This window comes from Rubripirellula lacrimiformis (assembly GCF_007741535.1).
GTDB classification, from domain to species: domain Bacteria; phylum Planctomycetota; class Planctomycetia; order Pirellulales; family Pirellulaceae; genus Rubripirellula; species Rubripirellula lacrimiformis.
Genome location: NZ_CP036525.1, coordinates 6,124,057 through 6,145,865, shown reverse-complemented (window position 1 = coordinate 6,145,865; position 21,809 = coordinate 6,124,057). Strand labels below are relative to the sequence as shown.

18 protein-coding genes and 1 pseudogene are annotated in these 21,809 nt (G+C 56.3%); 16 read left to right on the top strand and 3 right to left on the bottom strand.

Going from position 1 to position 21,809, the window contains the following annotated elements; genetic code table 11:
• The first annotated feature begins 111 nt into the window (after positions 1-111).
• Together K227x_RS21515 and K227x_RS21510 are read left to right on the top strand one after the other, a co-directional pair.
• Positions 112-426, top strand: coding sequence for a transposase (locus tag K227x_RS21515; protein ID WP_145172788.1), 315 nt, complete (start codon positions 112-114; stop codon positions 424-426).
• Positions 423-1,403 carry an IS3 family transposase gene (locus tag K227x_RS21510; RefSeq protein ID WP_315854361.1) on the top strand — a complete coding sequence of 327 codons (981 nt, stop codon included), beginning with the start codon at positions 423-425 and terminating at the stop codon, positions 1,401-1,403. The genes K227x_RS21515 and K227x_RS21510 overlap by 4 nt, the downstream gene beginning before the upstream one ends.
• Positions 1,404-1,677: 274 nt before the next feature.
• On the opposite strand, the gene K227x_RS21505 is transcribed toward K227x_RS21510, so the two are convergent.
• On the bottom strand, positions 1,678-3,426 hold the full coding sequence (locus K227x_RS21505) for an FAD-binding oxidoreductase (protein ID WP_218933428.1): 1,749 nt from the start codon (positions 3,424-3,426) through the stop codon (positions 1,678-1,680).
• 389 nt (positions 3,427-3,815) lie between these two features.
• On the opposite strand from K227x_RS21505, the gene K227x_RS21500 reads away from it, so the two are divergent.
• The 10 genes and pseudogenes from K227x_RS21500 to K227x_RS21455 all read left to right on the top strand — a co-directional run bounded on the left by K227x_RS21500 (position 3,816) and on the right by K227x_RS21455 (position 13,504).
• Positions 3,816-5,114 carry a polysaccharide biosynthesis/export family protein gene (locus K227x_RS21500; RefSeq protein ID WP_145172782.1) on the top strand — a complete coding sequence of 433 codons (1,299 nt, stop codon included), beginning with the start codon at positions 3,816-3,818 and terminating at the stop codon, positions 5,112-5,114.
• A gap of 491 nt (positions 5,115-5,605) precedes the next feature.
• A complete protein-coding gene (locus K227x_RS21495; protein ID WP_218933427.1) occupies positions 5,606-6,592 on the top strand; it encodes a patatin-like phospholipase family protein in 987 nt (328 codons plus the stop codon).
• Positions 6,593-6,774: 182 nt separating this feature from the next.
• Positions 6,775-6,885 (top strand): annotated as a pseudogene (locus tag K227x_RS31625) (hypothetical protein); the annotation flags it as partial.
• A 113-nt stretch (positions 6,886-6,998) separates the two neighbouring features.
• Entirely contained in the window at positions 6,999-8,000 is a 1,002-nt protein-coding gene (locus K227x_RS21485) for a FemAB family XrtA/PEP-CTERM system-associated protein (protein WP_145178250.1), read from the top strand.
• Between the two features lie 143 nt (positions 8,001-8,143).
• Complete coding sequence (locus tag K227x_RS21480; protein WP_246146019.1) at positions 8,144-8,695, top strand: YdcF family protein; 552 nt, start codon at positions 8,144-8,146, stop codon at positions 8,693-8,695.
• Positions 8,696-8,712: 17 nt separating this feature from the next.
• Complete coding sequence (locus tag K227x_RS21475; RefSeq protein WP_145172778.1) at positions 8,713-9,159, top strand: hypothetical protein; 447 nt, start codon at positions 8,713-8,715, stop codon at positions 9,157-9,159.
• Positions 9,160-9,358: 199 nt separating this feature from the next.
• A complete protein-coding gene (locus K227x_RS31620; protein ID WP_145172776.1) occupies positions 9,359-9,958 on the top strand; it encodes a PEP-CTERM sorting domain-containing protein in 600 nt (199 codons plus the stop codon).
• A 517-nt stretch (positions 9,959-10,475) separates the two neighbouring features.
• Positions 10,476-11,603, top strand: coding sequence for an ABC transporter permease (locus tag K227x_RS21465; protein WP_145172774.1), 1,128 nt, complete (start codon positions 10,476-10,478; stop codon positions 11,601-11,603).
• A gap of 6 nt (positions 11,604-11,609) precedes the next feature.
• On the top strand, positions 11,610-12,383 hold the full coding sequence (locus tag K227x_RS21460) for an ABC transporter ATP-binding protein (RefSeq protein ID WP_145172771.1): 774 nt from the start codon (positions 11,610-11,612) through the stop codon (positions 12,381-12,383).
• The gene (locus K227x_RS21455; protein WP_218933426.1) at positions 12,380-13,504 is read left to right on the top strand and encodes an HlyD family secretion protein; all 1,125 of its coding nucleotides are present in this window, start codon (positions 12,380-12,382) and stop codon (positions 13,502-13,504) included. Before K227x_RS21460 ends, K227x_RS21455 begins: the two co-directional genes overlap by 4 nt.
• Positions 13,505-13,609: 105 nt before the next feature.
• On the opposite strand, the gene K227x_RS21450 is transcribed toward K227x_RS21455, so the two are convergent.
• A complete protein-coding gene (locus tag K227x_RS21450; protein WP_145172767.1) occupies positions 13,610-14,446 on the bottom strand; it encodes an N-acyl amino acid synthase FeeM domain-containing protein in 837 nt (278 codons plus the stop codon).
• A 1,131-nt stretch (positions 14,447-15,577) separates the two neighbouring features.
• On the opposite strand from K227x_RS21450, the gene K227x_RS21445 reads away from it, so the two are divergent.
• From K227x_RS21445 to K227x_RS21435, 4 genes are all read left to right on the top strand, one after another.
• Positions 15,578-16,417, top strand: a complete 840-nt coding sequence (locus K227x_RS21445) for a PEP-CTERM sorting domain-containing protein (RefSeq protein WP_218933425.1) — start codon at positions 15,578-15,580, stop codon at positions 16,415-16,417.
• 718 nt (positions 16,418-17,135) lie between these two features.
• Positions 17,136-17,786: a hypothetical protein gene (locus K227x_RS30760; RefSeq protein ID WP_218933424.1), complete on the top strand. Its 651-nt coding sequence runs from the start codon at positions 17,136-17,138 to the stop codon at positions 17,784-17,786.
• Positions 17,787-17,856: 70 nt separating this feature from the next.
• On the top strand, positions 17,857-18,729 hold the full coding sequence (locus K227x_RS21440; RefSeq protein ID WP_145172763.1) for a PEP-CTERM sorting domain-containing protein: 873 nt from the start codon (positions 17,857-17,859) through the stop codon (positions 18,727-18,729).
• Between the two features lie 983 nt (positions 18,730-19,712).
• Positions 19,713-20,459 (top strand): hypothetical protein, encoded by a 747-nt coding sequence (locus tag K227x_RS21435; protein ID WP_145172761.1) that lies wholly within the window; start codon positions 19,713-19,715, stop codon positions 20,457-20,459.
• A gap of 184 nt (positions 20,460-20,643) precedes the next feature.
• Here K227x_RS21435 and nadA read toward each other — a convergent pair whose 3' ends face one another.
• A complete protein-coding gene (gene nadA, locus K227x_RS21430) occupies positions 20,644-21,759 on the bottom strand; it encodes a quinolinate synthase NadA (protein ID WP_145178246.1) in 1,116 nt (371 codons plus the stop codon).
• Positions 21,760-21,809 lie beyond the last annotated feature (50 nt).

Here is a 21,809-nt window from a genome sequence, read left to right as displayed (position 1 = left end):
CTCTCGTTGCTGGAAGCCTTACCGGCGTATGGGGTTGGTATTCTTGTGCTGCCTCTCTTGAAATTGGAAATCTGCCAATGGTGAGCTATTTTCACTTGAGGAGATTTCACAATGACACGAAAACGACGCTCTTTCTCGGCTGCTGAAAAGGCTGCCGCCGTCCGCAAGCACCTTGTCGACAAAGTTCCTGTTTCCCAGATCGCCGACCAGATGCAGGTTCAACCGACGTTGATCCACAACTGGGTCAATGCCGTCATGAGCCAAGCTGAACGGGCTTTTGAAACGCCCCGCTCGACCAAGGCCGGCAAGGTGAAAACCGATCGCACGGTCATCGAACTGCGTGAGAAACTCATCGCTAAGAACGAGGTGATTTCCGAGTTGATGGAGGAGAACATCCGCTCAAAAAAAGACAATGGGGAACTCTGAAAGGTCGATGGGTTCCCCATGACACGCGAGACCAAATCGTCGACTACACCAAGTACTGGCACGAACGAACTGAGATCGGAATCGGTCAGCTCTTGCGATGGATCGAGCTGCCCACCAGCAAGTATCACAACTGGAAGCGACGTTACGGCAAGGTGAATGCCCACAACGGCAAAGTTCCCAGGGAATGGTGGCTGGAAGACTGGGAGAAGCAGGCGATCGTCGATTTTCACGACAAAAACCCGCTCGAAGGTTACCGAAGGCTGACGTTCATGATGCTCGATGAAGACGTGGTGGCGGTCGCTCCGTCGACGGTCTACCGCGTGCTCAAGGCCGCAGGCCGACTGGATCGAAAAAGCAACAAGGCATCGCAAAAAGGAAACGGATTCAAGCATCCGCTGAAAGCCCATGCGCACTGGCATGTCGACATTTCCTACATCAATGCTGGCGGGACGTTCTTCTACTTGATCACGATTCTCGATGGCTACAGCCGGTACATCGTGCATCATGAACTACGCGAGTCGATGACCGAACTGGACGTGGAAATCGTCTGCCAAGCGGCTTTGGAAAAACACCCCGGCGTGAAGCCTCGGATCATCAGCGACAACGGTCCTCAATTCGTCGCCGGTGACTTCAAGTCGTTCGTCCGTCACAGCGGGATGACGCATGTAAAAACCAGTCCGTACTATCCACAGAGCAACGGCAAGCTCGAGCGGTGGCACAAGTCGCTCAAGGTTGAAAGCATTCGTCCGAACTGTCCACGAAATGCCGCCGAAGCGATCAAGCTGATCTCGGAGTATGTCCATCACTACAACGAGGTCAGGCTTCACAGCGCGATCGGCTACGTTACGCCGGCTGACTTCCTGGCCGGATTGGCACCGGAAATTCACTTCGAACGAGACCGTAAACTCGAAGAAGCTCGGATGCGTCGGCGTTCGACGTCGCGCAGTAGTGACAGCGAACTTGCAGTTGCCGGATGATCAGACGAGAATGTCTACGCTTGGTCGGAGGATAGGGCTCTGCAGAGGTGCAACCTGAGCGCCGCATCAAGTGCGTAGACCGAAAGGCAGGCGGTTGTCGCCAGTCGATGACCGCCACCTTTCCCTTTCGGGATACGCCACAAAGCGAAAAACCTTCCACACTGGAGGCGTGGATCACGAGGCGGGAGGACGCCATCAAATTACGTTTCAAGCCATCGGTCGATTTCCAATTCCCGCTGAACCAGCACATTCTGACGCGTAACGGTTGGTCGATTTAGTAAGCCGAGATTCGTAAGTGCCCGGGCGAAATGATGTTGTTGGGATCGAGGCTTTGGCGGAGCTTTGTGATGACGTCGAAATGTCCGGGGGATGCATCGGCCAACAGCGGTCCGGTCGACTGATGGCTTAGTCGGTACGGCAGGCAGCCTAGTTCTCGACCGCCGGCTAGCAGCGCTTCGTAACAGGCTTGCGCTCGCTGCGATTCGCCTGGTTTTTCGGGGCGGAACAGGATCGGCACGGTTGAATCCATCAGACGGTCGGAAAGGCTGGTCAGCGTGATCAGCGGTTCAATCCCATGTGCCTTGCAAACTCGGTCGACCATGTCGACGTAGCTTCTGGCGATCTCACCCTTCATCGGGACCAGGGGGCTGTACCAGATCAATCCGCAGCCGTCGTGGGCCGGATTGATTGGCTGGATGGCGGTGGGGGATTTCCCACGCAGCCAATAGGCCAGCGGTAGGGCGACCCGTCTAGGGGATCCGTCGGCGAGGTCGATCAAGGCGTCGATCGATCGCAACTGCCCGGCGATGCCGCCGACGCGAAATGGCAAAAATCGCAGCAAAGAGTTCGCGGCCGAAAGACGCCTGCGATTGAAATGGATCGGGGTGCCGGATTGGGGCGGCAGCAATCGTCGCAGTTCCCTGCGGACCGGTCGACGCATGCGGGATGGACAGTGGAGGATGCCGGCCAATGTCCAGCGACTGATGCCAGCTTCTCGCGTCATGGCAGCACACTGCTGGTCACTGATGACAGCGCCCTCGGGAACGTCGTCGATGGGATAGGGGCGCGACATCGATAACACTCGGCGGTCATTCATCAGGTTGACGCCGGTGACCGATGCCGACAGCGACGAGAGGACCGTCCGCAATGATTCCACCATTGCTTCCAACGCCGTGTCGTCTTTCAGCCGGATGAAGAACGCCTCGGTGTGCTGGGGGCGGCGCTGCAGGGCAAACGTGGCCTTGGTGACGACACCAAAATTTCCTTGGCTGAACAATCCTTCGACGTACGGTCCGATGCCCCAGCGATGGGCAGATCCGATCAAAGGCGCATCGAGGGCATGGAATGCGGAACGGTAATTCGAACCGTCTGCCAACACGGCCTCGATGGACGTCAGTGCCGCGAAATGGTCGGCGGTGGGCGTGAGTCCATAGCCACGTTCCAGTGCATTGCCCAAGATCGAACAGTCGGGCCCGCCACCATGCACGGGCGTCATCCAGCGATCGTCTTGGGTCAACAAGAACTGATACAGCATCCCCTGCGTCACCCCTGGTTCTACTTCCACCAAACCGAGGTCGCGATCGACAAACCGCACTGCCTGCAGGGACGAAAGGTCCAGGACGACCCCACCCTCCACGCTCGGGCTGGCGGCGCCGTATCCCCAATTTCGACCGGTGCTGATGGGATGCACCGGCACCTGGAAGCGAGCAGCAATGCGCACGATTTCAGCGACTTCATCGGCGAAGCGAGGCCGCAGCAGTGCGCCAGCTCGATGTCGCGAATCGATCGCGCTGCGACCATGACGTTCCAAGATTTCGCGATCGGTAATGACTCGGTCGCTGCCGATGGCGTAGCCCCAGGCCTCCAGGGCATTTCGGGTCGACTCACCCATGTTGGCGCAAGGGGCTGCCGAGGATTCCTCTGGACGCCGTGCCACATCAACCCGTTCGGTTTCGACGGGGGCGATCGAGTCCTGTGGATCAGTGCCCGGATGGACGGGCGACCGGTTGGTGTTGTTTGTCATCGTCGTTGTCGCAACTGAACTCGCGAGGGGGGAGGGTACCGTCTGTGAATCGGTGTGGCCGGGGGGGCTCTTGACCCGAACGATGCAAATCTTCCCGATCATTTCCCGCGTGTTGCTGGCTGGCCCGGTGAAAGCAGTTTTGGTGGCCTGGGAACTCACCTTGCTTGCCGGATATGCCGAATTCACCAGAGATGCTTGCAGATAGGTTTCTACCGTTTTTTTCGCTTGGAATCGCCCGATGCCCCCGTTCCATTGTCCCCGGCGGAATTCGTTGCGAGCTGGGGACCGGTAACCGTCGAAAACAAGATGACTCTCGTCATCGCTCGCAAGCGGTATCGAGTTGGGCAACGGATGCCCGGATTTATGTCGGCTAGCAAGGAGGGTTGAACGTGGGAGAACTCAAGGGACCATCTTGGAGTTTCGGCGTCGCATTGTGCGGCGGGTGTCTGCTGCTCTGCGGCTGTTCCAGTCTCACATTCCCGATCAAGGGAACGCCCGCTTCCTCGATTTCCCCCAGCCTTCGTCCAGAACGTAAGAGCGATCTGGTTCGGATTGACATCTCGCGACTTTCGCAGCCTAGTCCGACGGCTTATCGGCTCGACGAGGGCGACGTCATCGGGTTGTTTGTGGAAACGGTCCTGCCATTTCGAAAGGCCAGCGAGCCGCCGATCGCTCCACCGGTGGTTTTTCCGGATGCCTCGATTCTTCGTCCCGCCATCGGAACCCCGTTGGCTGTCGCTTCGGGTGGCATCATCACGGTTCCAGGTGCCGGGTTGGTCAGTGTGAAGGGCCTGACCTTCGATGAGGCAGCCGCCCGTATCCATGCCGCTTATATATCGAGGCAAATGCTGGATGCTGACAGCGAGGTTCCGTCGGTAACACTGATTTCACCACGGCAGATCCAGGTGTTGGTGGTTCGCGAGGACACCGGCGGTGACGGTGGTGGAGCACTTCGCGGCAACGATCGCGAAGCGTCCGGTGGCCCGGTCCTATTGGAAGCGTACAAGAACGATGTTCTGAATGCTTTGATGGCGACCGGCGGTTTGCCAGGGCTTCGGGCCAAGAACGAAGTTCGAATCTATCGGCGCCGTACGGTAGAGCAAAGCCATCTGGTCACAATGGACGACCTCGAAATCACCGGCATGCTGTATGCCGATGGTTCCAGCGGGCACACGAGTTTTCAGCCCAGCAGTGATGAATGGATCGATGGGCCCGACAAGATCATTCCGCTGCGAAAACGACGCGGCGAAATGATCCAGTTGACCGCTGAAGACGTGATCCTCGAAGAGGGGGATATCGTCTACGTTTCCAACCGGGATACGGAAGTTTTCTACACCGCCGGACTGCTGCCGCCGGGCGAACACCTGCTGCCGCGCGACTATGACATCGACGTGTTCGAAGCGATGTCGATCGCGGGCTATTCTTACGGCGCAAGTGGCTCTGGCGGTGGGCTGATCGGCAGCGTGACCGTTCCTCCCACTCAATTGTTTATCTTTCGCGATCTAGGCGGGGGCCGCGAAACCACGATCGAGGTCGATCTGGGAACAGCGATCCACTGCCACAGTGAAAGGCTTTTGATCCGCCCCGGCGACAAACTGCTGCTTCGTCACAGTCGTTGCGAGGAATCTACCAACTTGGGCATGTTCACCTTCTTTACCTACGGGCTGCAACAACTGTTCCGAAACTGATCCGCCAGTCGAGCATGCGACTACACCGGAGCAATCACTCGATCGTCACTATTGGTCCATTTGGCCGAGGGATCGATTTGAACTGAATTTTAGAACCTGAAGCATCAGTTTTGACGCTGCGTTTTTGCGTAGGCCGGATCAAGCAAACGGCGTAGATGCCGGATCGGCGGACGCAATCGAAAATTTCATTGCAGTCCAAAGGTCGTTTGACAATGACGCTGTTTGTGCCAATCCGGCGTGATGTGCGTCCTTGATTCGGCCTGCAGCTGAATCGTTGCGATTGATCACCCCGTGGCTCCTTTTCAAGATGAACGGTTGGCCCGGTCATCTTGGTTTTGATGAATGTGCCGACCGCTGCCCGCCATATGGGGCACCCGGGACCGGCAAAATCACCACTTCTTGTGAATACCGACCTAACTTTGACCACGTGCGGAATGTTGTTGCGCCGCACCATGCTTATTCTCGCTTCGACACCTCTGGTGATTGATTCCATGCTGGCCACTTCCTTCGCTTCGATAGACGCTAAATCCGCAGAACGCAGTTTGCCGGCGACGGTGCTACTTGGCGGCGGAGGAGCGAGAGGACTGGCACACCTCGGAGCGATGCGAGCGATTGGCGAGTCGGGCATTCATGTCGAACGCATCATCGGCGTCAGCATGGGGGCGTTGATGGCTTCCTTATTCGCCGTGCATCGCAATGTGGATATGGCCGAAGCGGAATCTCGGCGGTTTTTGAATTCCCCGGCTTGCGACCGACTGCAGCGACAAGTTTTGGGAGTGGCCTGCGACCCCGAATCCGAGACGTCCCGGCCCAGGGGCAATCGGCGAGGGAAACTGCGTAATTTTATGTGGGTGCAGACGCTGCTCTTTCGCGCCGCTCGACAGCCTTCGATTCTGCCCGATTCGGTTCTGCGTTGCATCATCGATAATCTATTACCGGACGTCGGGATCGAAGATTTGTCGACGCCCCTGCACCTGCTCGCCGTGGACGTCCAAACGGGGCAACGCGTTTGTCTCTCTCGAGGATCCCTTCGTGAAGCCGTGCGATGTTCGATGTCAATTCCCGGGGTCTTCCCTGCGGTGAATCGTGGAACGGCTCAACTAGCCGATTTAGGCGTCTATGACGCCGTCCCTTGCGATTTGGCCCGTCAAATCATTAGCCAGAACGGTGCCGGCGACGGTTCGAAAACGTCACGACTGATCGTCGTGGATGTTGGCAGGTCAACGTCATCTTTTCCAAATTGTCGAACCGCGATTGAGTCGGTTCTACGTTTTCAAGAACTCGCCGAACAGCAAATGAGGGATTTTCAGCTAGCGTCGGCCGATCTTGTCATCCGTCCGCAGTTCGGATCAACACCTTGGTTTGACTTTAGTTTGCCTGATCGGTTGATCGAATCGGGATACTCCGCGGCGACCGATTGTTTCGCGAAAATCGATTCCCGGTTTTCCTGTGCTAGAAAGCCAAAACGAGTGGTCTAAGGCGGGGCCGAGTGTTAAAATCGCCAGCCGATATCAGCGTCTCGTTCTCCTCCTTTCTATCTCGAGGCCCTGGCGTCCCGTCCGGAACGCCGCCGAAGTCCGTTTCGGACTTCGCTGCGTAGTGGCCGGGCCGGCTTTGCGGAGTCGGTTTCTCGCAATGACGTGGCAATCGCACCAAGTTCATCAGTTTCGTTTGTCGACAGGCGGTTGAGTTCGCACATCCATGTCTTCCCCTCCATCGCCGCACGTCCCTGCACCGCACGAATCTGCACCGCACGAATCTGCACCGATCGAATCTGCACCGATCGAATCTGCACCGGTCGAATCTGCACCGGTCGAAAATTGCTGCGTCCAAACCTATCGCGATCGCGCGGCGATCGATCGGGTGCGTCAACAGTTTTGTGCGATGTCAACCGACGCCTCCTGGCAGGACGCCCCATCGCCACGCTTGGCCGCCCATCGTTGGCCTTGGATGGAGGCTCTGTCGAGCGGTTTGGGGCACGTTCCATTTTGGCTCGAAGCCGTTACCGATGATGGCCCGGTCGGTGGTTTGCCTCTGATGTTGGTACGCGGCCCACTGTTCGGGAAATTCTTAGTCAGTTTGCCATACCTCAACACCGGAGGACTGTGGTGCCGAGACAAGACTGCTGGCAACCTTTTGGTGGACGCAGCCTGCCGACTCGCCGACGAACTGGACGTCAAGCATCTGGAACTGCGGCACGAGATTCCCTTTGCGCACGATCGATTTAATTTCGAACGAACCGACAAGGTGCACATGCGACTCGCTTTGCCAAGTGACTGCGAAGCATTGATGAAGTCATTCAAGTCAAAGGTTCGCAGCCAAATAAAAAAATCGTTGACCGAGACGTTTGACGTGACCTTCGGTGGGGCCGAGCTGCTGGATCCGTTTTATGACGTGTTCGCGCAAAATATGCGTGATCTCGGCACGCCTGTTTTTTCAAAACGCTTGTTTTCCGCCATCTTGAATTCATTTCAGGGTGATGCGGAGCTATGCGTTTTACATCACGATGGCATTGCGGCGGCGGGCGCCCTGCTTGTCCATGGCAACGGAACCACGGAAGTCCCCAGTGCGAGTTGTCGACAGCAGTTCAATCGCAAGAACGCGAATATGCGGATGTACTGGCATCTGCTGGAACGAGCGATTCAGCGTAGCAGCGGGACGTTCGATTTTGGACGCAGCAGCGAGGGCGGCGGTACGTTCAAGTTCAAACAGCAATGGGGGGCGAAACCTGATCCGGCGACCTGGCAGTATTACGTTCGCCACGGGGATCCCGCCTCATTGCGGCCCGACGCGGACGGGAAGCAACGTTTGGTATCCGCCTGGAAACGGCTCCCGGTTTGGCTGACGAAAATCATTGGTCCATCGATCGTCCGAGGCATCCCCTAACAACCGGCGATCCGTCCGTGGCATTTTTTCTTCCCCCTCTCTCTAACTCTCTCCCCCGCAAATCGCTGCGCGGCGAAGGAGCGAGGACGTTATTTCCACGCCACCGTTTCGCATTCATCACCTTGGGGGTGCTTGCGATTTTCTTGGCACCTTCCTTTGCGTTGATTCGATCAGCGTTCATTTATCCTCTGTATGTCCATCATCCCGGTGCATCTGGCGACGTGGCGTACGTGATGGCCGACGGCTCGGCGTACTTCGAACGCCTTCACGCCGCGTCGGATCTGATTCATCTCGGCCGTGTGCAAAAGATTTTGATTCTGAATGAGACGGACTCGGCTGGCTTTCACTTCACCAAGCAACGCTCGTGCACGCGTAGCGAGCGAGCGGTCGACTATCTGGGCCTGTGGGGGGTTCCCGCCGCATCTGTCATCGCGATCGATCGAGCCGACGACACTCGATTCGGTTCGCTCAGCGAAGCTCGCCAGGTTGCCAAACGGTTCCCGGATCTCTCATCGTTGGTGGTCGTGACATCGGCGCCTCATACGCGCCGCAGTTACCTGGCGTTCCAGCGTTCGATGCCTTCCGCGACACGTGTTGAAGTCTACGCGGCTTCGCCTCCGATCGAAAGCGCCGAACTATGGCTGCCGATTTGGGTGGAGTACTCAAAATTAGTGATCTACTTTTTCGTTTCGTAAACGTTGGTACCCTGCTCATGAAAACTATCAAGCCTTCCGTAAGATCTCTGGTCATCGTCGCGGCGATCTTGCCAGCGACTTGGGGCCTTTCTCAAGTCCCGGTTGATAGCCCGCGATCAGCGTCTTCGCGTGCGAAATTCGGTCAGGACGTTCGGACAACTGAATCGGCTCAGCAGCGTGAATGGAAGGCGCAGTTGCGAACGCTGCGGCAAACCGAAGCGACGCTCGGGAATGCTCACCCGTCGCTGCCCGCGGTTCGCGAACAGATCGCCGCAATCGAAAAACGTCTCGAATCGGCCGCAGGGTCTGAAATCGATCCGGCGCGCCAAGCACGTTCATCGACCCCAGCCAACAGCATGTTGGCCGACGCGGACCTTCGACAGGTTCTAGCCGAAATGGCAGATCGCATTCAGCGACTCGAGGCCCGGGTGAAGACTCTTGAAGATGCGATCCGAGTGCACTGAACCTCGCAGTGGTACCGGATGGAAATTGCATCCAACACCCGATGGAACGCATGGCTGTATGGGGGGGGCGGTAGTGTTTTGCAGGTTTTTTCATAGAAACATTGACAGCCCCTGATACCCGACGACACTGGCTCGGATCGCGAGTGAGTCGGCCGTGCGATTGTCGAGCGGCGGATCGGTTGCACAGTGTGGAAGAATCATGATGCGAACCATTCAATTAGCGGCGGCGTGCGTGGCGGTAATCGTCGCCGGCATAGGGCAGGTCGAAGCGGGCGTCATGGCATCGAATGGCATCACCGCGGATCTGGGGGGGCGTCACGATCGGAGCGACTTCAAGCTAGTGCTCCGAAGTCTGGATCGTTCCCATTCGTCCGGTCAGAATTTTGGTTGGATGATTTGGGGGGACGCCTTTCCCGCTCCGAGACCCATCCCAAATTTCACACCGCTCTCGGGACGTTTCCCGAATTCCCATCTCAGCTTTTGTCTTGCTCCCGGTGGCCACAGTGGTGCATCATGGATCGCGAATTCGCCGTCGATCATTTCGGGATGGGGACCCATTGGGGCTGGGCATTTTGTCACGTGGCAGTGCACCTCTTCCCCAAGCATCACCAGTGGTTGGCTTTTCTCCAATCTGTTCGGATGCGGGGTACTTTCACATATCGAATCCGAAAACTCCTTTGGCTCGGCGAATCCTGTTCCCGAACCATCCTCGCTCGCCATCTTCGGTTTCGCTGCCTGCATGGCTGGTGTGGGTGCTCGTCGCCGCCGACGCTTGAAGCGGCATGACGCTGCGGAGTAACCCATCGGCCAACAGCAGTCCAAGGTTCACTTTCGATCATCGATTCGGGTTGCCAATGAAGCAACGAGCGAACAATCAGTGTCGCGATTAACGTCATCTCGCCCCCGCCGCGCAGCGGTTTGCGGGGGAGAGAGTTAGAGAGAGGGGGAGAAAAGAAACGACACTGATTGATCGCTCGTTGCTTAGTCATCTTGGATCGCACCGGATGGGATTTCGTTGTCCGATTGTCATGGATTGTTCTGTCGATCCGTCGCTGGATCGCCCGCTAGCCCTTGGTTTTCCGCTTGATGCTGAGTTCCATTGGAACGGAGACGACGGAAGCGAACGCATCATCTGTTGCTTCACCCCAACTGAGATTGATCGTCCTTCTTGAAGGGCTCGCGAATCGCTCATGCTCGGATGTTTGTGCAAACCCCGAGGTATCGGCTATTTCGATCAAGCTGGCGACGTATTTTACCGATTCTGATGAATACGCCACAAACTTCATCGAGTATGCCGCTACTTCTGATCGACAACCATGCTTCGAAACCTCGCGATTCGGACGTTGTTGCATGACCGCGGGAAACTCGCTGCGGCCCTGGTAGGAGTGGTTTTCTCCGTCGTCTTGGTGAATGTCCAAGGCGGGCTCTTTCTGGGGCTGATCGGGAAGGCGAGTGTGTTGGTCGATCGATCCGATGCTGACATTTGGGTTGGCCATCGAGGGATGTGCAACGTCGACTTTCCACACAACATCCCGCATCGTTGGGAGCAACGCATTCGTAGTTTGCCGGGCGTCGACAGGGTGGCCTCGCTGCGGATTGGCTATTCCGAAATGAGCTTGCCCGGTGGAAGTTACGAGGGCGTGGTGGTTGTTGGTGTCCCGTCGAAAGGTGAGTTTCAAACGCCGTTTCAGATTGTCCAGGGCAGTGCCGAAGCGCTGGATTATCCCGATGGAATCGTCGTCGACCAATGTGAAGATCAAAAACTTGGCTCGCCCAACGTCAACGAACTTCGCGAGATTGGGGACCAGCGGGTACGGATCACCGGAAAGTCATGGGGAATCTTGAACTTCCTGGTTACCCCTTATGTGTTCACCACCCACCAGCGCGCTGCAAGCTTGGCGGGGATGCCGCCGGACCAGACGTCCTACTTTTTGGTGGGCGCCCGACCGGGAACCGATCTAGCGAATCTATGTGCGGCAATCGAACAACGATTGCCAGAAACAACCGCGTTGACCGCTGATGATTTCGCCGCTGTCAGCGTCGATTTTTGGATGACTCGAACGGGATTGGGAATCAGTTTTGGTGCCGCAACGCTATTGGGATTATTCATTGGGTTGGTGATGGTAGGCCAGACGTTGTATGCGATGGTGCTGGACCGGATCAGCGAGTTTGCGACCCTGAAAGCGATCGGTGCGACTGAGTGGGAAGTGCTGCATGTTTTGCTGATGCAGACCAGCGTAGTGGCGGTGATGGGAATCGCTTCGGGAACGATGGTCAGTTATTTCTTGCAGTTGTTGCTGAGTTCTCCGCGTGCGGAGATCAACATTCCGCTGCAGCTGTATTTCGCCAGTGCGACGATGGTGTTTCTAATTTGTTTGGTCGCTTCCGGAATTCCGTACCTTCGAGTGCGCCGGGTCGATCCCCATTCGATTCTTCAGGGGTAGAAAGCGATGCCGATCGAACACTCATCCTTTACCCCCGTGCCGACCAGTGGCGCGTCCGTGGTTCCGGTCATCGCTGGCAAGGCGACGGATTCGAGCCATCCGCCGTTAGATTCTTGCGTGATTAACGCCCAAGGCGTTCGTAAGGTTTATGAGATCGGTGGGCAGCGGCAAATCATTCTGAATGATGTCGACTTCCATGCTGACGCCGGTGAAATTGTTTTTCTAGTCGGCCCATCGGGCAGCGGTAAAACGACGCTGCTCTCGATACTGGGTTGTCTGCTTCGATGCGACGCTGGCCAGATCCGCTTGGCCGATCATCAAATTGACGAATTGAATACTGCCGCTGCAACACGCGTCCGCCGGCAATGCATTGGGTTCGTATTCCAAAGATTCCAGTTGATCAATGCACTGACTGCCCGAGACAATATCGCCTTGCCGTTGACACTTTTGGGGACCGGTATTGGCGAGGCGCGTCAGCAAGCGGAGGAACTGCTGCGACGTGTTGGATTGCTGACACACGGCGATGCGCTGCCTCGGTCAATGAGTCCGGGACAATGTCAGCGAGTTTCCATGGCTCGTGCTCTGATCACCCGTCCGAAAGTGATCCTGGCCGACGAGCCTACCGCAGCACTGGACGAGCGATCTGGTCATGACGCTATGACGTTGATGCGAGAATTGGTGACCGAAGTGGGCAGCACGACGGTCGTCGTCACCCACGATCCACGGATCTATGGGTTTGCCGATCGCGTATGCGAGATTGTGGGAGGCAAGATCTCATGAAACGTGCAATCATCGTCAGTGCCGTGTTCTCGGCATTCTTGCTGTATTTGTTTGTCGTCGATCCCGGAAATAAGTTTCGGCCGCCGTCCGGGGTGGACTTTGATATCGAATCGGCTGCGTTTGACACCAATCCGGCCGCCGAGGTGGTGGCGTTCGCGGCCGGTACCATCGAAGGTACGACGCAAACGATTGACCTCTCCCCTCAAGTGAGCGAGCGTATTGATCATATCGCTGTCGAATTGGGCCAATGGGTCCAGCGCGGTGATCCACTGGTCCAGTTGGACCAGAGGCTGCATCAGAGTCGAGTCGATCTTGCTATCGCAAGACGTAACGCCGCGGTGGCAAAGCGAGACCGACTGATCAACGGCGTACGTGCTGAGCAGATTTCTGCTGCGCAACAACTGCTGCTCGCTGCACAATCCGAGTTGAGCGGAAGTCAGCGACAGCGAGATCGAATCACCAAACTGCATGGACAATATGCGGCGAGTGATCACGACCTCGATCTGTTGGTCACTCAATGCGACATCCTTGCATCCAGAGTCCAATCGGTTGCCGCGGAGTTGAAAATCCTTACCGATCCGCCGCGTGATGAAGATGTTCGTATCGCGCAAAGCGAAGTGGACGCTGCCGAAGCTGAATTGAACTTAGCTCGCATCCAGTTGCAACGTTGTACGCTGACCGCTCCTGCGGATGGTCAGGTACTGGACATCAGCCTGCAAGTCGGCGAACTGGTGCACCCCGAATCACCAACTGCGTTGCTGCGTCTCTCTGATACGCGGCAACTTCGTGTGCTTGCCGAAATCGACGAATACGATGCCATTCGTGTGCGTCCGGGCATGAGATGTCGAATCCACTGCGATGCCCAACGCACCCCGATCGCGTGGGGAATCGTTTCGTTGCAAGAGCCGACCATGCGAAACAAGTCGACGTTCGCCGAACGCGCTGGCGAACGCCTGGACGCGCATGTGCAGCGGGTCTGGATTGAGCTTGAGGATGCGCCCGAACTGCCGATCGGTCTTTCGGTGGACGTCTACGTTCTTCATCAGAACGATCGGACTAGGCAGGCACCGGAACAAAGAACCGCCTCGGGATCCGCGTCTAGCTCGCCCCTGCACAGGTGAAAACAAGGTGGGCAGTTGGGGGCTTCATTGACTCGCCGCATCGACGTAGAAGACAGATGCACTGAAACGTCCAACCGAAGGCCGATGGAGCAGTACGGCGGCGTTTTAATGAGCATTCGTCTGTGGGGAGTTGGATCCTAGCAAAACGTCCCAAGCCGCCCCTTTAGCAACCCATGTCGGTTCGGGAGTTTGGATGGCGCCGAGGCTTCGTTCAAAAAAGGCGGTCGTCTGTTTGTTCCATGGACGTGGGGCAAGTTCTTGCGCGGTTCGCATCTTTCCGAAAAATCGCTCGTAAAATTCGGTTCCGTATTCCCATTCAAAAGAAACGGCCAGTAGCAGAGCGGGATTCCCGTTGGCATAACTGCATGACGTTAGCTTCCCGAATTGGCGAAAGGGAAGCAAACGCTGGTAGAGTTTCGCATGGCTGGGATGGCAGGTCGCAACGAGAGTGTCGTAACCGCGAAACTTAGCGACCTGCGTCAGCAAGTGCATCATTTCAAGGAATGTTGTTAAAAAGCGTCTGGGTGATTGTCGCTGATCTGCTAGGCAGCCGATCTCGGCCATTCGGTAGCCCTGTTGGCGAAAGTCTTCGACCTCCACAGGGTACATACTTTCGACTGGTAGCCCGAGCTTTCCATCACCGATCAGCGAGACGGTTGATAGGATTTGCGGGCCACAGCGGGTCGCAAACACCTCGGTCGTGTCGAGTAGGTGGAAAGGAGTAAGCCTTAACCTGTGGGCATGGGGCGCCGTCAGCCCGGCTTGGCGATAGGCTTGATAAACGAGATGGAAACACGCTTCGAGGTCTTGGATCTGATGAACCACCTCGTAGTTGAATTTCGCGTCGCCGAATTCTGGCGATGGTTCGATGATCCCGCTTCGGCGTGGCTGATGTCGAATTGGATCTTGGTCGATTTGAATGCGATTCGCGATTTGATTCATAATGAAAGCCAAAGTGTGCGCAAGGCAGAACATCGAAAAGCAAACTCGCAATCTCCAATGGTTTGCCTGGGCGGCTACATATCCCTCGCCTGTCGAAAGCTAGTTCTTGCTGCACCATAGGCAGGATGATTGAGGGCTGAAGCGATCAGAATCATCCGTTTCGCTGGGACTCTGTTGCGATCGTGCGGATTCGACAGGTTGTTCCATTGAATCCGGGCTGCCAGCACAGTTGCGGCGACTGGTGGCGACGACCACGACAGCCACTCGTCGGCCGTTGGGAACGTTCGCTACTTTTCTGATCCGATGGAACCGGGCATCCGTTTGTAGTACCGCCTTCAGGCGGAATCTGGCCTGCCGATCGATCACGGGGAGCGAAAGCATCCGGCTGAAGCCGGTACTACGAACGGAAAACGCCGCTTCACAAGGTTGCTACCGCGATGAATTCTGTTCCTGGTGCGAACTAGAAAGGCTTGGCTTTGCATGGCACCTGAACGAATGTGTAATGACTTCGGGGTACAGTCGAATGAGATTTCCCTAAATACCCCCCCCGAGTTGCCTGCATTGCGTTGCAATCCGGGGAGGTCTCGATAAAATCTTCCAACATGTCCCGCCTCGCCTGCCTCCTGATTCTCGCCCTCGCGCTTCAGCTCAACGACAACGTCGTTGAGGCTGGGGTTATCTCGTCGCAAAGTTCGGTACCCTCCATCGATACCGTTGCGTCGGCGAGTTGCGACCTGCCATCGCAAAGACTGCCCGATCCTAAAAAACCAGAGTCTTCCTTCCGGTTCGGTAGCTCGTCGGGGATGAGCGGAAACCCCAGCGTGAGCCACCTGAACCCACGTGTCGTGGCCCTGCCGGTCGACTTCACCGGCGTTGACTGCCGCGCACAACTCTGTTGGCGTCTGACAATCGTCAATAGCGTTCTCCCCGGACCGCCATTGCTTGACGGCCTCCAAAAGCCTTCGTAAAGCCGAATTGATTGCTCGATTTTGCTTGGGATAGTTTCCGCGATCGGAAACGAAAATTCATCCCACTCTTTACCTTTGAAGACTTTTTGGAAATTTGAAAATGAAGACGTTTTTTGATTTTAGCACCGCCGTTCGATTCGGTACGGATCTTGGCATCAGGTTGTTGGCGATTGCGGCATTGCTCGGCGTGTCTTCGACAGCCAAAGGTGGAACGATCGTTGTGGACCAACTCGCACCTACCATTGTCCCTGGTGGTGGTTGGGGGCAATTTGTGCAAGGAGGCGGCTCGGCCGGAATCTTTGACCTGACGGGCGCAGGTGGAACCCTGGAATCCAACCAACCGTCGCCGATCGGTGCCGCGAAAGTGACGACAGGTGCTAGCAATTCTGACCGCGGTGAAATCGGGATCAGCGCGGATTTTGGGCTTGCCTCCGACATCCTGAACAATCTGGTCGCGGGCTATTCGTATTACAAAGTCGACAATGGCCCTAACGCTTTTGCAGCGCCGTCGCTGAAGCTGGGTATCTATTCTGCCGTAGGAACGGGGGACAACTACGGGCAACTGGTCTATGAGCCGAGCTGGAACCAGCCCGCAGCAGGGTCGTCCTTGCCACCTACCGGTGACTGGCAGACTGTTTCCATTGGCAGCGGCACCGGGGCTGGCAGCGACTCGGGCGGTGGCTGGTGGTGGACTGGCGGTTTTGAACAAAGCAGTGGTGCAGGTGGTCCTCCCATCAAGTCGGCTTCCGAGTGGGCCAGCCTCTTCGCTTTAGACGCTGATTTTGCTTCGGCCCGGATTGTAGGCATCAATGTTGGTGTAGGAACCTATAACCAGAATCAAATCGGTTATTTCGACAATGTGGTGTTCGGTACCGATACCGAATCGACCACATATAACTTCCAGCCAGTTCCCGAACCTTCGTCCCTTGCCATCTTCGGCATCGGTGCGTTGGGGCTGGTTGTAGGAGGAATTCATCGACGAAACCAGAAGCAATCAGCTTAAAGCGGCAACTGCTTTCGAGGGAAAATGCAAACACTGCGATCCCTAATGTCAACTTCATTGCTGCAACCAGCGGAAGGATCCGCTGGTTCGGGCTTTGCGTTGTGTGTTCAGGGGAACTGTGCCATCCCACAGAACTCTTTGCAGACGGTACGACGGCCGTAGCGTCCAGGTATTTACTCCGGAATCCCTAATCCCCTGGTCGGGCAACAAGATGACACTTCGTCCATGTGGGGCTACTACGCTTCGCGGCCTGCTGAGCGCACGCGCGTCGGAAGATTAACGAATGCCGAGGACCATTCCCGATTCAGGTCGCCAAACTGGAGTCGTTGATCGAGGATGCGCTATGACCTGAAGGACCAGATCAAGACTCTCGACGAATCAGAGAAGTTTGCGCGTCGATCTCGATCGACGACTACGACTGCGAACCGTTGACGAAACGAGCAGCAGTAGGGCGGAAGAACGGGCTATTCAAAGGCTCGGTGGCCGCGAGCGAGCGAGCGAGCAGCGAACTCGATGACAATCATCGGCAATGCGGTCCGCACTGACCTGGACGTTGCCGCGTTCTTGCAAGACGTCCTGGAGCGAAAGCTTGCCGGCGAAACGAAATGGTCGATTCTGGCACCGTATACCTGGAAGGCCGAGCCCCCTGAGGCGATTCAGACATGCCGCCAAGGCGAACGCCTCAGCAAATATTCAAGCTCAGTAAATACTGGTTCTGGTGTACGGCTACAAATCAGCTGGCGATGCCATGATTGTGCAGGTGGGCACGGAATGGAGTCGATGCGTCAGCACGATGAACGTTGGTGTCCTGGGTCTGCCGCATCCAGCCTGCTTGAATTGGCACCGTGAATTCAGGCGCAGAAAGGCTTGGCTTTGCATGGCACCTAAACAAATGCGCAACGGCTTCGGGGGGCGCAGTTGGATAAGATTTTCCCCCTCAATGCCCCCCAAATTGCCTGCGATTGCGTTGCAATCCCGGGCGGTACCGATAAAATCCACCACCATGTTCCGTCACTCCTGCCTGCTGATTCTCGCCCTCACGCTTCAGCTCAACGACAACGTTGTTGAGGCGGGAGTCATTTCGTCGCAAAGTTCGGTACCTTCCATCGATACGGTTGCGTCCGCCAGTTTCGACCTGCCAACGCACAGGCAGCCCGACCCTGACGAGCCAGAGCCTTCCTTCCGGTTCGGTAGCTCGTCGGGGATGAGCGGAAACCCCAGCGTGAGCCACCTGAACCCGCGAGTCTTGGCCCTGCCGGTCGACTTCACCGGCGTTGACTGCCGCGCACAACTCTGTTGGCGTCTGACAATCGTCAATAGCGTTCTCCCCGGACCTCCATTGCTTGACGGCCTCCAAAAACCTTCGTGAAGACCACTCTGCATGTGCTTTAAAGATTGTTTGTGGTTTTTACTTTCTTAGTTTTTGTGAAGAGTTTTAGATGCTTTGTTTTACGAAGAAATATCTGTCTTGTTTGCTGCGCGTTGATCGTCTGGCAATGGTCGTTGCGGTGGTCGCGTTGGCTGCACCTTCAAGCGATGCAGGCGTGTATCCATTTGACCAAAACGTCACCAGCAATGTGATTATGGGTTCGGGTGTCACCAACGGCGCGTTCACTGTCAATCGAAGCAGTGCAGATAGAATCGAATTGGGGTTGCGAGCGAAAGTGCGGTTCAATGCTAGCAACCAGCCCGAGAACACGTTCAACAGTAACGGAGACGGAACTTACACGTTTGAACCTGGGCAACCGGCAGGGGGCGGATTCAGTTTTGAACCGAATTCATCCAGTACAGCCAAATGGAACTTTGAGTGGTCCATCAATTCGGATTTTGAGGGAGACGGCGTAACTTCTCCGCGAAGTCTCAGTGCACTGACCTATCTGCTCGAAATTGACTTAGATCCCGCGACCGACTTTAATCCTATGCCCGGTGATAATTATCTGGCGTTTGATCCGATCAATACTTCTTACGCGGATCACGCGATCGGTGATAACGGCACGGGGCCAGGAGCAGGGGTCAAAGCAGCTGATGCTACTGCTTACGGTGACTTGATCGCCAGCAACAACCTTGCCCAGAATTCATGGAATCTGGAATTCTTCAACGACGCGTCGCACCCCTTCGATGCGAACGTTCCTGGAGTTTTTGATATTATCTTGACCGCTTTCGACAATGGTGCGGTAATTGCGCAAACTCAGATCCAGATCAATACCAATGCAGTTCCCGAACCAGCTTCGCTGCTGGCCTTTGGCGGTCTTGGTCTATGCGTCTGCACCATGGGACTGCGACGCAAGCGTCGACGTACTCTGCGAGCTTAACGCGTTTGCCTTTTGTTAAAACGATAGGCGGTAGCATCTTGATTTGGTCTGGATGCTACCGTTTTTTTTTACTTCTAGTGGACTATGGCAGCTAAATCTTGGGTTAGCGGTTTTGACGCTAGCCACCGTTCCGTCGGTGAAAACCGCGGTTCGCGGCCTGCAGATTAAGTGAGCCGTGATCGCGTGAGCGGCCGGGAATCCACTTCCAAAAATGCACGTCGCCTCACGGCAAGCGGCTCACAATTGCCGTTGAAAGTTCGATTGAATCAACGGGCCGCTATCGCCAAAACGGCTAACTGTGCCGAGCCTAAAACGAAGGTGTTTTAGGCCACTAGGGTGAATCGTATGGACCAACGGAACGCTCACCGGTTTGGGCTTTGCGTCATTCGCTCGAGTGAAGTAGGCCGGATCAAGGAGCGAAGCGACGCGGATCCGGCAAGCTGATTGCCTTGCCTCGCTGCTGTTGCGCGAACCACCGGCCTGAAACCCCGTCAATCGCACCTCCGTGTTTTTTCTGGCATCGCGATATAGGCGTTTCGCGGTTGGCTGGTGCGGGGCGGTTGGGAGGATTGGGCAGTGTTCGCCAGCGGGAGGTTGCGTTGCCCCCCGGAGCGGCGTTAGGTTAGCGAGAAAGAAGTGAGTCCGCCTCGGACTTTGTCGAACGATGCGAAGCATTCGCCAGGTAAGCAGAGAAATGGGGCATCACCTGTTGAACAGCGAGTCGTCACCTACTGTTCCAAGCAGGAGTTTTATAGCCATTTTGCATTGTGCCGAAGCCACCAGAAATCTTCGGGGCATCTATTTCTACCAGTCCAAATGATCACCGCGCGATTTGTTAGGTCGGTCGTTGCCTCTTGCTGTCCTCGTTCGCGCTATGGTTACTGACCTATCACTTTGGGTCGACAAATTCACAACTAAAAATTGCGTCTGAACTCCGTCCTTTCATATCGAAGCTGCTTGCAGTGAATCGGGAAACAAATACGATGATGCGTTCCAACTGGTGCAGATTGAATTTAGCTTGGGTTCGTTTGTGTGGGCTGACGCTCTGGGTCGGTCTTCTAGCGGCGCCACTCAACGCTGGGGTCATGGTTGAAACCGACTTCACTACGGCCACAAACTTGCCCAGCGCTTCGGGCTTGCCATACATTTCCTCGACTGGTGTTGTCGAAACGAACGTTTTTAAACTTGAAAACCAAGTTCTCAAGGTGAATACGACTGGGATTGGCCGGGACGTATTTGCGGGCTATCAACTTAACGACAGCTTTGACTCCTCCATCGACGTGATGCTCGAATTCCGAGCACGCACCCTCAGCGTCAGCGGCGGATTTGGCATGTTCATCGGGTTTTCCGATGCTTTTGCCCAGGGAGCCATCGAACTTCGGCCGACAGGTTGGGGAGTGGTGGGAACAAGCTACCGTGGTAGCTTCGCTTCGGGCTTCCACGATTTCAAACTCACCAAAGCCGGTGGAAGCAACGCTTTTACGCTCGACATCGATGGCAGCCAGGTCGCCGCAGGAACGCTTGGAACCGTAAACTCGTCGCCCTCTTACTTGTACTTCGGTGACGGATCACCTACGGGTGGAAACCTCAGTGGCGAGATCGAGTCGCTTCGTTACAGCAACTCGCCCTTCGCCGCGGTGCCCGAACCGGCTAGCTGTGTCACCCTATGTCTCGCGCTGACATGCTTGTTCGGCGTGTTCCGGTCGCGCCGCCGGACGGAGCGGACCTAGAACCTTCGAGGGACAACAGTGAGGTCGGCCGGATCAAGGAGCGGAGCGACGCGGATCCGGCAGTCGGGTGTTGGAGGCACGGGGATGCACTGCCGGAGCGGCGCTTCGCTTGGTCCGGCCTACGGGGTTGGAAATATTAAGCTGGTGACGCACTCGTTTGCCGAGCGCGACTTGGTTTGTGAGCTTACTTGACCGCCAACATTCGCTCGAGTGCAATCAGACTCCACTTGGTCGTTTCTTCGTCGACCAAGATCTGGTTGACGACGGCGCCGTCGCGCAGATTTTCCAGCGTCCAGCATAGGTGCGGCAGGTCGATGCGGTACATCGTGGCGCACATGCAGACGACCGGGCTAAGGAAATGAATCTCTTGCTCGGGGTGCTCTGCCTTCAATCGATTCACTAAGTGCAGTTCGGTGCCGATGGCCCACTTGGTCCCGGCCGGTGCACTTTGAACGGTTTCGATGATCTTGCCGGTGCTTCCCGATACGTCGGCCAAGTCATTGACTTCGCGCGGGCATTCCGGGTGGACCAGGATTTGGATGCCTTCGTGTTGTTTGCGAAATGCGTGAACGTGTTCGGCGCGGAACATCTGGTGAACACTGCAGTGGCCCTTCCACAGGATCACTTTGCTGTTGCGGATCGCGTCGTCGGTGTTGCCGCCCATGTCGGTGGCATAAGGATCCCAGACGGGCATCTGGTCTTCGGTGATGTCCATTTTCAACGCGGTGTTTCGCCCGAGGTGTTGGTCCGGGAAAAAGAACACTCGCTCGCCACGCTGAAACGCCCAGTCCAGCACCGCGCCGGCGTTACTGCTGGTACAGACGATGCCACCATGCCGACCACAAAATGCTTTCAGGCTGGCGGCACTGTTGATGTAGGTGACGGGGATGATTTTTTCGGTATCGATAACATCCGCCATGTCGTCCCAGGCTGCTTCGACCTGAGCGATCCCGGCCATGTCGGCCATCGAACAACCGGCCGCCATATCCGGCAGGATGACTTTGACACGGGCGCCGTCACGTTCGGCCAGCTTTTCCGGCCGGTTGGCCAGGATGTCGGCGGTCTCGGCCATGAAGTGGACGCCGCAGAAGACGATCGTTCGGCAAGACTTGCTGGCGGCTGCCATTTCCGAAAGCTTGTAGCTGTCGCCGCGCAGGTCGGTCTGTGCGATGACTTCGTCCTGTTGGTAATGGTGCCCCAGGATCAGCAGGGAATCGCCCAATTGCTGACGAACGGCCGCGATACGCGAATTCAGTTCATCATCGCTTAGCGTTTTGTACGGTGCCAGTTCGTGCACCATTTTCGGGTTCGCGTTCAGCGTGACTAGGTTGTCAGTCGTCAACGGTCGGG